Source organism: Vreelandella lionensis (assembly GCF_044543515.1).
Taxonomy (GTDB): Bacteria; Pseudomonadota; Gammaproteobacteria; order Pseudomonadales; family Halomonadaceae; genus Vreelandella; species Vreelandella lionensis.
Genome location: NZ_JBITWC010000002.1, coordinates 162,018 through 174,568, shown reverse-complemented (window position 1 = coordinate 174,568; position 12,551 = coordinate 162,018). Strand labels below are relative to the sequence as shown.

Here is a 12,551-nt window from a genome sequence, read left to right as displayed (position 1 = left end):
AAGGAGTCATCTATGTCGCATCCGTTTAGCGCGCTTTCGCCTGATCTGGTTATGTCAGCCGTTGAGTCGATAGGTGTTTGGCCTGCTGGCGAACCGTTTGCTCTCAATAGCTATGAGAATCGTGTGCTGATGTTTCGTGATGACGACGGTGGTCGCTGGGTCGTGAAATTCTATCGGCCAAACCGCTGGTCAAATGAGGCTATTCAGGAAGAGCATGATTTTTTAACCGAGTTAACGCAGGCGGGCGTTTCGGTGGTGGCACCGTGGCGCAATGGCCAAGATGTATCGTTGCATGAGTATCAGCAGTTTCGCTTTGCCTTATTCCCACAGTGCATAGGGCAAGCGCCCGAGTTAGATAACCCTGCCCATCTATTTGCCTTAGGTGAGGTGCTGGGTCAACTTCATGAAGTGGCTGCTAAAAAGCCGTTTCAGCATCGAGGCACGCTATTGCTCAGTGAAGGGGTGACCGAGGCCGAGCAGCGCGTAGTGACAAGCTCTTGGCTCAATAATCATCAAACCCGCGCCTATCAAAACGCAGTCGATAAGATTCGCCGCCAACTTGAGACAGTACATATCCCTTCTGCAAGCATGATACGTACCCATGGAGACTGCCATTTAGGCAATATTCTTGGCCGCGATGAGACGTTTACGCTTGTCGATTTTGATGATTGCCTGATGGCGCCCGCCATCCAAGATATATGGATGCTGCTGCCCATGGAAAATCCGCAGCTATGGCGGGCGCAACTCAGTGAGATGATAGAAGGCTATGAAGAGACAAGTCCGTTTCCCCATCAGCAAATGTCGCTTATTGAGCCATTGCGTGCTTACCGCTTAATACGTCACGCGGCGTGGCTGGTAACTCGGTGGGATGATCCTGCCTTTCCTCGGGCATTTCCCTGGCTGGCAGAAAGTGGCTATTGGGATCAGCATATTCGCCAGCTTGAGCAGCAACTACTGCACCTGGGTAAGCCATTATGGTTGGCCTAATGCATCGGATGGATTAGTTTTATCTTATACCTTTAAAGGCGACCCTTAGTGAGATGCTCGCGAAGGGCCGCCTGGGTCTTGCGGGTTGACTACTCAGGCTGCTCTGTCGGGGCTGGGTTTTCTACGCTTTGGTCAGGGTCTGGACGCTCACCAGGAATAGGGTTGCCGACACCTTCCCCATTGGCTTGGCGACGGGTGGCATTAATGTCAGCCGAGGGATTGTCTTGAGCCTCAATACGGACGCTTTGATCTAATGCCAAGACGAAGGGTTGTCCAGGAGTTAATGAGCAGGAGCCGTCGTCGCAGGCAAGACCATACTGGCCATCTTCTGCATAGGCGCTGGCTGAAAAAGTGCCTGAGTAGATGGCGCTTTCTGAATCGTGGGTTTCAATGCAGGTTGCGTCTTGGGTAGTAATACGGACGCGATCACCGTTTAATTGCGCATTGGCTACTAACAAGCAGTATTCAGGCAGTGAATGGGTGGTGCCGCTTGCTTGTTTTGGATGCAGCAGAATATCGCTGTAACGTGTTTGGCTGCTATCAAAATTCAAAGCTTCAACGACTTCAACGCCTACTTTCGCGCCGCTGGGAAGTTCCAGCGCCGACTCTTCTGCGTGCAAAGGTGATACAAAGAAAGTACCCAGCAGGGCAGTTAGCCAAAAGGGCGATGATTTAAATGACATAGCATACTCTCAACAGTGGCCCCTGCACTCTTAGCAGGAAAATTGTGCTTTTATCATAGCACAGCTCAATTAGTGCCGAAGGGGGGTGCGTGTCACTCTGCCACAGCCTGCATAGGTGGGTTAAAATAGATTAATCTACTGTTAGTATTGTACATAAATTGATTAAGATATATTTTTTGTACAGGATAGGCGTTCAGCTAGCACTCGCAGGGTAAGGCAGCTAAACGGAAGAGACCGTAAGCTACTCAGTAGCTTGCCGATAATGGAAGCTCGCTGGCGCGATAACATTGCTGCAAGGCGATTAAGTGATAGCGAATAAGCACAGTTTTGATGAGGCCTACAATGACCGACGATCTCGCCCAACACTACCGTCAAATTATTTCCGCGCTCGGTGAAAACCCTGACCGTGAAGGGCTGCGAGATACACCAAAGCGCGCAGCTAAAGCCATGCAGTTTTTAAATGCTGGTTATCATCAATCATTAGAAGAAATAGTGAATGGGGCCGTTTTTGAGTCACAGACCGATGAGATGGTGCTGGTCAAAGATATCGAGCTCTACTCCATGTGTGAGCACCATTTACTGCCTTTTATCGGCAAATGCCATATCGCCTATCTGCCGAGTGGCAGGGTGCTGGGCCTTTCCAAATTTGCTCGTATCGTCGATATGTATGCACGTCGAATGCAAATCCAAGAGAATTTAACGCGTGAAATCGCCGAGGCGGTTCAGCAGGTTACTCAGGCAAGAGGGGTGGCTGTTGTGATTGAGGCCCGCCACCTCTGCATGATGATGCGCGGTGTGGAAAAGCAAAATTCCAGTATGACCTCATCGGTTATGTTGGGAGGTTTTCGCAGTAGCCAGGCAACGCGCCAAGAATTTTTAACGCTGATCAACTGATCTGAGTGAAACTCAGCAGGTTTCATGTCAAAGACTTGGTTAAATGCCTCGTTTCGTCTTAGCATGAACAAGTAAATGAGCCTGCAAGGCCGTCATTTGGTCAGGAGTCTGTCATGGAAGCGCTGAAAGAAACACAGCTGTATTGCCCGTTTGCCTATATTGACGGCAGTTGGGTAGCCGCCGACAGCGGTGAGCAAATCAACGTTTTGAACCCAGCCACTGGTGAGTCGGTTGGTGAGATGCCACGCCTAGGTAAGGCGGAAACCGAACGTGCCATTGATGCTGCCGATGCGGCGCTGCCGTCATGGCGGGCGTTAACCGCTCAGGAACGGGCAGACTTATTGCTCAAGTGGCATGACCTAATGCTTGAACACAAGCATGACCTTGCTCTGCTGATGACCCATGAGCAGGGCAAGCCAGTGAAAGAAGCAGAAGGTGAAATTGCCTACGCCGCGAGCTTCTTACGCTGGTTTGCTGAAGAAGCTCGCCGTGTTTACGGTGAAACCATTCCAGCCGCCAATGCTAATCAGCGTATTGTGGTGACGAAACAGCCGGTAGGCGTTGTTGGCGCGATTACGCCGTGGAATTTCCCTGCTGCGATGATTACTCGTAAAGCAGGGGCGGCACTGGCTGCTGGCTGTACCATCGTGGTGAAGCCCGCCAGTCAAACGCCTTTTTCCGCCACTGCGCTGGCGTTACTCGCCGAACGTGCTGGCATTCCCCGTGGGGTTTTCAATGTGGTGCCAGGCAGTGCGTCTGACATCGCGAAAGCGCTTACAGAATCTCCCAAAGTCCGTAAGATCACCTTCACGGGCTCGACTGAGGTGGGGCGCACTCTGATGGCTCAGGCCGCTGAGCATATCCAGAAAATTTCTTTGGAACTGGGGGGCAATGCGCCGTTTATCGTTTTTGAAGATGCAGATTTAGACGCGGCTGTTGAAGGTGCCATGGCGGCTAAATTCCGTAACGCCGGGCAAACCTGTGTATGTACTAACCGCTTTCTGGTGCAATCCAGCGTCATTAACGCGTTTTGTGAAAAACTTGCCGTTGCAATGAACAGCGAGCTAAAGGTGGGGGATGGAACAGAGCCAAATATTAATATTGGCCCGCTCATTGACGAGAATGCTGTTAAGAAAGTCAGTGAGCACGTTCAAGATGCCATTGATAACGGTGCGGAGCTGCTTCTGGGTGGACACCCGCACCCCTTGGGTGGCAACTATTTCACACCAACGCTGATCAGCTTTGCTACCGATGCAATGAAAGTGGCCCACGAAGAGACGTTTGGCCCGCTGGCAGCCGTTTTCCCCTTCGATGACGAAGAGACCGCCATTGAGATGGCCAACGACACCCAGTATGGCTTGGCTTCTTACTTCTACTCTCGCGATTTGGCTCGCGTGTGGCGCGTAGCGGAGGCGTTGGAGTATGGCATGGTGGGCATTAACACCGGGCTTATTTCCAATGCGGCGGCACCCTTTGGCGGGGTGAAAGCGTCGGGTCTTGGCCGTGAAGGTGGCCATCAAGGCTTAGAAGAGTATCTGGAAACGAAATACCTGTGCATTGATCTTGGCAAGTAACACGTCCTAGACCGAAAAAGCCCTCACTTGAAGCAAGTGAGGGCTTTTTTTAATGCAGGAGGCTATCCTCTGATTAGTGGCGGAAGTGGCGCATGCCGGTAAATACCATGGCAATGCCCGCTTCGTTAGCGGCATCAATCACTTCCTGGTCGCGCATGGAGCCGCCAGGCTGGATAACCGCCGTAATGCCCGCTGCTGCGGCGGCATCGATGCCGTCTCGGAAGGGGAAGAAGGCGTCAGAAGCCATCACTGAACCAGGAACGGAAAGCCCTTCATCTGCCGCTTTAATGCCGGCAATTTTAGCCGAGTAAACCCGGCTCATTTGGCCTGCGCCTACGCCAATCGTTTGGCCTGCTTTGGCGTAAACAATCGCATTGGATTTCACGAACTTTGCTACTCGCCATGCAAAGGCAAGGTCGCGCAGTTCTTCTTCAGACGGAGCGCGTTCGCTTACCACGGTAAGCTCATCTTCAGTGACCATGCCTTGATCACGATCCTGTACCAGCAGGCCGCCATTCACGCGTTTGAAGTCAAACGCAGGCTGCGCCGTACCGGGCCAATGAGCGCTTACGTCTAGTAGGCGCACGTTCTGTTTCTCGGCCACAATGGCGGCTGCGTCGTCGCTGACCCCTGGAGCGATAATAACTTCGACAAACTGGCGGTCAATAATCGCGCGTGCGGTTTTGGCATCCAGCGGTACATTGAAGGCGATAATGCCGCCAAAGGCGCTGGTCGGGTCGGTCGCGAAAGCTTTCTCGTAAGCTTCCAGAGCCGTTGCGCCCACGGCAACGCCGCAAGGGTTGGCGTGCTTGACGATGACACAGGCGGTATTCTCAAAGGCTTTTACGCACTCAAACGCCGCGTCAGTGTCAGCCACGTTATTGAAAGAGAGCGGTTTGCCTTGAAGCGTTTTGGCCGTAGCAACGCTTGGCTCGCTGGCGGCGGGGTCCACATAGAAAGCCGCTTTCTGATGCGGGTTTTCACCGTAACGCATGTCCTGCTTTTTATGCAGCTGCAGGTTGAAGGTGCGGGCAAAGGTGGCGTCTTCGCTGGCTACCTGACGGCCAAGATAGTCGGCGATGGCACCGTCGTAACCAGCGGTATGCTCAAACGCTTTAACGGCTAGATCAAAACGGGTGGCGGCGCTCACTTGACCAGAGTGGTCGTTAAGTTCGCCCAGCACCCGGTCGTAGTCGCTGGCGTTAACCACAATCGTGGTATACGCGTGGTTTTTGGCGCAGGCACGTACCATGGTGGGGCCGCCGATATCGATATTCTCGATGGCGTCTTCCAGCGTGCAGTCTGGCTTGGCGACCGTGGCGGCAAAGGGGTAAAGATTCACCACTACCATGTCGATTGGTGAGATGTCATTCTCCGCCATGACAGCGTCGTCCTGGCCGCGGCGTGCCAAAATGCCGCCGTGAATTTTTGGATGCAGCGTTTTAACGCGTCCATCCATAATCTCTGGAAAACCGGTGTGCTCAGATACTTCCTTAACCGCAATACTGTTCTCTTGCAGTAAACGGAAGGTGCCGCCAGTGGATAGCAGCTCGACGCCATGTTCGGCGAGGCCGCGGGCAAACTCTACGATGCCAGTTTTATCGGATACGCTCAGCAGGGCGCGGCGAACGGGGGTAGCGGTACTATCGGCCATAAGGGTGCTCGTCGTGTGCAGGTCGGAGTTTAAAACAACAACGCCCCTTTAAGGGGCGTCACTTTCAATTAATCCATACAGCTTAAGCTTTTTGCGCAGCGTGCCACGGTTTAAACCAAGCACATCCGCCGCGCGCGTTTGGTTGCCATCGGTGTGTTCCATTACACATGCCAACAGAGGAGCTTCCACCTCTGCCATCACCATGGCATACAAATCGGTAGTTTGGCTGCCATCGAGATGTTCGAAGTAGCGGCGCATTGCCATCTCAACCGCTTCTCTTAGCGGCTGTGGCTGGGCACTGTCGGAAGGGTCTGCTAGCGTGCCAGAGAGATGGGAGGAGCGTTCGCTGGAGAACAGGTTGCGTTCATTCATGCAGCATGGCTTCCTTTGGCTAGCAGACGCTTAGCGGCGTCGTGGGTCATGGCGTTATTAATCCAGTCAAACTGCGCTTCAGTCGAGGCAAGGGCATTAAACTGCTGCTTGAGCGCTCGCTGTTCAGCGTCTGAAAAGCGGTGGTCGTCATTGAGATACCAGCCGACATGTTTGCGTGCGATGCGTACGCCCATGGTGTCGCCATAGAACGCATGCAGTGCCTGCAGATGCTCAAGTAGTATCTGGCAGCGCTCTGTCAAACTGGGTGGTGCTAACCGTTCACCATGAGTTAAGTAGTGGGTGATCTGTTGAAAAATCCACGGATTTCCCTGAGCGCCTCGGCCTACCATTACGGCATCTGCGCCTGTATAGCGCAGCACGTGGGCAGCCTTTTCGGGCGACGTGATATCGCCGTTGGCAATCACCGGGATAGCAAGGTGTGACTTAATCTCAGCAATCGTGTCGTATTCAGCCTCACCAGTATAGCGCTGTTCCCGGTGACGGCCATGGACAGCCAGAGCCTGAATGCCTGCAGACTCTGCCAGTTTGGCAATGCGCAGTGCATTGTTCGACGCGGCGCACCAGCCGGTGCGTATCTTGAGCGTGACGGGAATATCCACTGCGCTCACTACGGCATCTAAAATCTCAGCAACTAGCTCTTCATCGCGCATTAGGGCAGAGCCCGCCGCCTTGTTGCAGACCTTTTTCGCTGGGCAGCCCATGTTGATGTCGATGATTTGCGCGCCAAGCTCAGCATTAAGCCGGGCGGCCTGGGCCAGCATCTCGGCATCGCCACCGGCAATTTGCACTACCCGGGGGGCGGGCTCGCCTTGATGATCCATGCGTAGCTGAGATTTACGGGTATGCCATAGCGAAGGGTCAGCGGTGACCATTTCACCTACTACCCAGCCAGCGCCTAGCCGACGGCAGAGCTGGCGAAACGGGCGGTCGGTGACGCCCGCCATGGGGGCCAGCATTACCGGGTTAGGCAGTTGGTAAGGCCCAATCGCAGGTGGCGAAGTAATCATCAAGGTCATTGCGGTGCACTTTGGTAGGCATGAAATCGACGAGTAGGACGTTTCAAGGGGGCGTATGATACGCCTACTCCGCAAGGGATTGAAGGCCAATTCCGATTTTATGCGGGGCGGCGGCCTGTCAACCGCACCCAGCCTTCGCGCACGGTGGGTTCATCCATATAAAGCCCTTGGGCTTCGTAGGCTTCCAGTACGTCGGAGGCTTGGTTGGCCAGTATGCCTGATAGCGCAATGTGACCACCGGGCGCTACGTGGCTAGCAATCATGCTAGAAAGCTCGACCAGCGGTCCCGCTAGAATATTGGCCGTGACGATAGGGTAGGGGCCGCCCTCAAGTTGCTCAGGGTAGTAGAGCGCCAGCTGCTCCGCACCAATAGCATTGCGCTCGGCGTTGTCGCGGCTGGCTTGTAGCGCTTGTGGGTCAATATCCGTGCCGTCTGCATGGGTGGCGCCCAATTTCAAGGCGGCAATGGCGAGAATGCCCGACCCGCAGCCGACATCCAGCACGGCTTTGCCCTGTAGTTCATTGCGCACAGCTAATCCGTCGAGCCACTCAAGGCAGAGCGCCGTTGTGGGGTGCGTGCCAGTTCCAAACGCCAAGCCTGGGTCAAGAATCAAGTTCACTGCGCCTGCTTCGGGGGGTTCGTGCCAGCTGGGCACTATCCATAGCCGTTCACCCATGCGCAGTGGGGTGAAGTCATCCATCCACTCGCGTTCCCAATCACGGTCGGCCAGCAGCTCGTACTCAATGGTTGGGCACGGTTCACCGGGCACTTGTTCGGCCCAGGCGGCTTCGATGCGGCTGAGCATCTCATCAATGCCGTCAAGGTCATCGTAGAGACCCGTTAAAATGGTGTCTTGCCATAGTGGGGTCGTGCCGCGCTCGGGCTCAAAGACAGGGTCGTCGTGGGCGTCCTGTAGGCCAATGGCCGTCGCGCCTTCCTCAAGCAGCAGTTCTTCAAGAAGATCGGCTTGCTCGGGGGCGACGTGTGCTTTTAATTGCAGCCAGGGCATATGGGTCTCTCCACGGCGTTTAGGGGGTAAAGGAACAAGCGACATATAAGACAAAACAGTCGTGGGGTGGCTTAGACCACCCCACGAAAATGCCCGCCAGAAGGCGGGCATTGTAGCCACCAAACGGTTAGCTGCTTAGCTTCTTTTCCAGGTAGTGAATGTTGACACCGCCCTGGCGGAAGTAGCTATCGCGCACCAGATCTTTTTGAAGGTCGATGTTGGTCTTGATGCCTTCGACCAGCAGTTCGTCGAGCGCGTTGCGCATGCGCGTTAAAGCGATCTCTCGGTCAGCGCCCCAGGTGATGAGCTTGCCAATCAGAGAGTCGTAGTGCGGCGGAACGGTATAGCCAGTGTAAAGGTGGGAGTCCATCCGAACACCCAAGCCACCGGGCGCATGAAACAGCGTCACTTTGCCTGGAGAGGGCATAAAGGTACGCGAATCTTCCGCGTTGATACGGCACTCAAAAGCGTGGCCGTTGAGCTTAACGTCTTCCTGGCGAATTGACAGCGGCATGCCCGACGCAATACGCAACTGCTCTTTAACGATATCTACGCCCGTGACCATCTCTGTCACCGGGTGCTCTACTTGTACGCGGGTGTTCATTTCGATGAAGAAGAACTCGCCATCTTCGTATAGAAACTCGAACGTGCCCGCGCCGCGGTAGTTAATCTCGATGCACGCCTGACGACATGCTTCGAGCACTTTCGCGCGGGCTTCCGGATCAATGCCGGGGGCCGGTGCTTCTTCAAGTACTTTCTGATGACGGCGCTGCAACGAGCAGTCGCGGTCATACAGGTGAATAGCATTGCCCTGACCATCAGCCAGCACCTGAACTTCCACATGGCGAGGTTTCTCGAGAAACTTCTCCATATAGACAGTACCATCGCCAAAAGCGGCATGGGCTTCGGTGCGGGTAACGGTAATGGCGGAGAGTAGGTGGCCTTCGGTATGCACAACACGCATGCCGCGTCCACCACCACCGGCAGCCGCCTTAATGATGACTGGGTAGCCAATGCGACGTGCAGTTGCCAGGTTAGTGGCGTCATCATCACCTAGCGGGCCGTCGGAACCGGGTACTGTCGGTACGCCAGCGGCCTTCATGGCTTCAATCGCGCTGACTTTATCGCCCATCAGGCGAATGGTTTCAGCGCGTGGGCCAATAAAAGTGAAGCCCGAACGCTCCACCTGCTCGGCAAAGTTGGCGTTCTCAGATAGGAAGCCATAGCCGGGATGAATGGCGCTTGAGTCAGTCACTTCAGCCGCGCTGATCAGCGCAGGGATGTTTAAGTACGATTGCGCCGAAGAGGCAGGGCCAATGCAGACGGCTTCATCGGCAAGACGAACGTGCATCAGTTCGCGGTCTGCTTTGGAGTGAACCGCAACAGTTTTAATCCCTAGCTCTTTACATGCGCGTAAGATACGAAGGGCTATCTCGCCGCGGTTCGCGATAAGTACCTTGTCCAGCATGGGAGAATCCACCCGTGTTGATATGAAAGATTAAGCGAGGACGATCATCGGTTGATCAAATTCCACCGGCTCGCCATCTTCCACTAGGATGGCCTCAACCACGCCGTCGCGGTCGGCTTCAATCTGGTTCATCATTTTCATCGCTTCAACGATACACACAGTGTCGCCTTGCTTCACTGTGTCGCCTACTTCAACGAATGCTTTCGCACCTGGTGCCGGGCTGCGATAGAAGGTGCCTACCATCGGCGAGTTAACTGCTTCACCGCGATAGCTAGCGCCTTGAGGTTCGGCATCGGCGGGGGGGGTGGCCACCGGCGCTTGAGGAGCAGCAGGCGCGGGCTGCGCGTACTGAGGCATCGGTTGCGGCTGCCACGCAGCGCCGTTGGGGTGACGGCTGATACGAACCGATTCTTCACCTTCCTGAATTTCGATTTCACTGATGTTGGACTCTTCCAGCAGCTCAATCAGTTTTTTAACTTTGCGAATATCCATTCGTATAGCCCCAAAAGTTGATCAAAGTAACACGTCGTCACAGGAGAGATATGCCTGCTAGGCGCGGCGCTTTTAAGCGCAGTAAACCAAATTTAAAAATGAAGAGAACGCAGCACGATGGCGAACGTTAACCCAGACTCAGCGCTAAAAGATGGGTTTTTTAGCAAATATGGCTGTGGAGTTTGCCGAAAAAGTCATCCACTGTCCAGTGGCCGCGGTAATGTGTGTGATATTTGCGACTTAAACAACTGTTTGACGACGATCGCGACACGGTAGCTTAAAAATGTGTTCAAAGCCGGTTGCACTGTCGCAACCGACCATGAGTTCATCTTTTATCCCTGCTGCCAGCGCTTGAACGAGTCGAGATGCTGAACGAGGTCTTGAGCAGTCACTTCACCCTGAATGCGAGCCTCGCGCACTTCCTTACCCTGGCTAAAGAGTAGCAGGCTGGGCGGGCCAAAAAGATTGAAATGATTGAGCAGTTCGCGACTTTGTGCATTGGTCTCTGTCACATCGACCGCGATTAGTTGAAAATCGTTCAATGCAGCGGCGACTTGAGGATCAGGATAGACATCTCGCTCCATCAGTTTGCAGGAGATACACCACTCTGCAGTGAAGTGGGCAAACACGGGCTGCCCCGCTTGAGAGGCTTGCTCCAACTCAGACTGTAGTGCGCTGAGACTATCGACTTCTTCAAAGATCGGAGTGGTAGCGGCTTCCCCTGTACCAGAAGTGGTCACCGATAGCGGTCGTAATGGATTGCTGCTTCCTTGGGCGGCGCCCAACACTAGTGCTACCCCCCAGGCCAACAGCATTAACCCCGCCGTTTGCCGGGCTTTTGCCCAGCCGTGAGAGGGCGATGTATTCAGTGCGCCAAGGGTGAGGGCACTGCCGATTGCTAGGGCCGCCCACAGCAGAAGAGAGATTGATGGCGCAATTAAACGCTCAATCATCCAAATCGCTACACCTAATAACAACAGCCCGAAAGCAATTTTAACGCCATTCATCCAGCCGCCAGAGCGGGGTAGCAGCGTCGCGCCGAAGGTGCCCACGAGCAATAAAGGGAGCCCCATGCCGAGTCCAAGCGCAAACAGCACTACGCCACCCATAATGGCGTCCCCAGTGGAAGAGATAAATACCAAGGCGCCCGCTAGCGGAGCCGTTACGCAGGGAGACACTACTAGCACTGACAGCGCACCCGCCACCGCCAAGCCCAGTGGGCCACTGCGCTGGGCGCGGGCTTGCCAAGTGTCTACTTTACTAGCGATTCGCGGTGACATGCGAAGGTCAAAGGCGCCAAACATTGCCAAAGCGAACAGGGTAAACAGAATGGCAAAAGTAATTAAAACGGGGGCGGACTGTAAATGTGCCTGGAGGTTTAGCCCGGCTCCAAACAGTCCCATTAATACGCCCACTAGGGCATAGGTAACGGACATGCCAAGCACATAGCTGGCGGAGAGTACAAAAGCGCGGGGCTTGGTGGGGTTCTGGCCAACCACGATGGACGACAGAATGGGAATCATCGGCAGCACACAGGGCGTAAAGGTTAGCCCGATGCCAGCGAGGAAAAAGAGCCCTAAGGCGAGCGGTAGGCTGGTATCACTAATCAGCGCGCTGAATTTGCTATCTTCACTTTGCGGGGCGGAGAAGCCAGCGTTCTCGCCCGATTGAGTCGCTGCGCTGCTTGGGGCAGGTTCACCCGTGCTTGTTTGATTTGGAGAGCTTTGTTCGCTCTCATCCTGCCAGTTGGCAAACGTGCTGGGCGGTGACGTTTCTGCGGCTTCAAGGGTGATGCGCTCAGGTGGGTAGCATAACCCCGCATCGGCGCACCCCTGAAAGGTCAGCTCGATACTGATTGGCCCGCTATAAGGGGCGCTCAGCGGAACATCAAAAACGAGCTGATCGCGAAAAACGTACACATCCCCCACAAATTCATCGGTGGTGAATGTGCCCTGTGAGATCACAGGCTCTTCTAAGTCGACCGATGCCTGCTGGCTCGTGACGGCAAGCTGGTGGCGGTACAAATAGTACTCATCGGCAATGTCGATCCCAATGCTGAGCGTATCACCATCGTGCCACGCGCTGGGTTGGAAGGCTTCCATCACTGGCAGGAAGTCGCTTTGATTGCTTGAGGAGAACCACTGTCCATGGGCCAATAAAGGTAGCCAGCACAGCATAAAAAACAAGCTAAAACGTCGCATGAGTAACACGGAGTATCCTTGCGCATTGGTAACAGGTTGGGGGTACAAAGAGGCAGGATAGCGCACCTGCTGAGATTAGCGTATTTACTGCGGTGTCGTGACGCGGTGCTTCATGCTCCGTTAATGTAAACGCAAAAGGCCGCCTCTAAAGGCGGCCTTTGCAAGCAGTGTCGTGACGC

11 protein-coding genes are annotated in these 12,551 nt (G+C 54.5%); 3 read left to right on the top strand and 8 right to left on the bottom strand.

All coding sequences use genetic code 11. The features are described 5' to 3' along the window. Positions 1 to 12 precede the first annotated feature (12 nt). Positions 13 to 987, top strand: a complete 975-nt coding sequence (locus ACIGG6_RS01835; RefSeq protein ID WP_399841615.1) for a serine/threonine protein kinase — start codon at positions 13 to 15, stop codon at positions 985 to 987. A gap of 89 nt (positions 988 to 1,076) precedes the next feature. Here ACIGG6_RS01835 and ACIGG6_RS01830 read toward each other — a convergent pair whose 3' ends face one another. Continuing rightward, a complete protein-coding gene (locus ACIGG6_RS01830) occupies positions 1,077 to 1,670 on the bottom strand; it encodes a hypothetical protein (protein WP_399841613.1) in 594 nt (197 codons plus the stop codon). A 342-nt stretch (positions 1,671 to 2,012) separates the two neighbouring features. Here ACIGG6_RS01830 and folE point away from each other — a divergent pair, with 342 nt between their 5' ends. Next, positions 2,013 to 2,564 carry a GTP cyclohydrolase I FolE gene (folE, locus tag ACIGG6_RS01825; RefSeq protein WP_044628002.1) on the top strand — a complete coding sequence of 184 codons (552 nt, stop codon included), beginning with the start codon at positions 2,013 to 2,015 and terminating at the stop codon, positions 2,562 to 2,564. A 113-nt stretch (positions 2,565 to 2,677) separates the two neighbouring features. After that, on the top strand, positions 2,678 to 4,138 hold the full coding sequence (locus ACIGG6_RS01820) for an NAD-dependent succinate-semialdehyde dehydrogenase (RefSeq protein WP_253501673.1): 1,461 nt from the start codon (positions 2,678 to 2,680) through the stop codon (positions 4,136 to 4,138). A 73-nt stretch (positions 4,139 to 4,211) separates the two neighbouring features. On the opposite strand, the gene purH is transcribed toward ACIGG6_RS01820, so the two are convergent. The 7 genes from purH to dsbD all read right to left on the bottom strand — a co-directional run bounded on the left by purH (position 4,212) and on the right by dsbD (position 12,381). After that, complete coding sequence (purH, locus tag ACIGG6_RS01815; protein WP_399841610.1) at positions 4,212 to 5,792, bottom strand: bifunctional phosphoribosylaminoimidazolecarboxamide formyltransferase/IMP cyclohydrolase; 1,581 nt, start codon at positions 5,790 to 5,792, stop codon at positions 4,212 to 4,214. A 48-nt stretch (positions 5,793 to 5,840) separates the two neighbouring features. Further along, a complete protein-coding gene (gene fis / locus ACIGG6_RS01810; RefSeq protein ID WP_083023880.1) occupies positions 5,841 to 6,164 on the bottom strand; it encodes a DNA-binding transcriptional regulator Fis in 324 nt (107 codons plus the stop codon). Beyond that, the gene (gene dusB, locus ACIGG6_RS01805; protein WP_399841607.1) at positions 6,161 to 7,201 is read right to left on the bottom strand and encodes a tRNA dihydrouridine synthase DusB; all 1,041 of its coding nucleotides are present in this window, start codon (positions 7,199 to 7,201) and stop codon (positions 6,161 to 6,163) included. The genes fis and dusB overlap by 4 nt, the downstream gene beginning before the upstream one ends. A gap of 98 nt (positions 7,202 to 7,299) precedes the next feature. Beyond that, entirely contained in the window at positions 7,300 to 8,211 is a 912-nt protein-coding gene (prmA, locus tag ACIGG6_RS01800) for a 50S ribosomal protein L11 methyltransferase (protein WP_399841605.1), read from the bottom strand. 127 nt (positions 8,212 to 8,338) lie between these two features. Next, positions 8,339 to 9,679 (bottom strand): acetyl-CoA carboxylase biotin carboxylase subunit, encoded by a 1,341-nt coding sequence (gene accC / locus ACIGG6_RS01795; RefSeq protein ID WP_399841603.1) that lies wholly within the window; start codon positions 9,677 to 9,679, stop codon positions 8,339 to 8,341. A gap of 30 nt (positions 9,680 to 9,709) precedes the next feature. Next, entirely contained in the window at positions 9,710 to 10,171 is a 462-nt protein-coding gene (gene accB, locus ACIGG6_RS01790) for an acetyl-CoA carboxylase biotin carboxyl carrier protein (protein ID WP_399841601.1), read from the bottom strand. 332 nt (positions 10,172 to 10,503) lie between these two features. Then, positions 10,504 to 12,381 (bottom strand): protein-disulfide reductase DsbD, encoded by a 1,878-nt coding sequence (gene dsbD / locus ACIGG6_RS01785; protein WP_399841598.1) that lies wholly within the window; start codon positions 12,379 to 12,381, stop codon positions 10,504 to 10,506. Between the last annotated feature and the right edge of the window lie 170 nt (positions 12,382 to 12,551).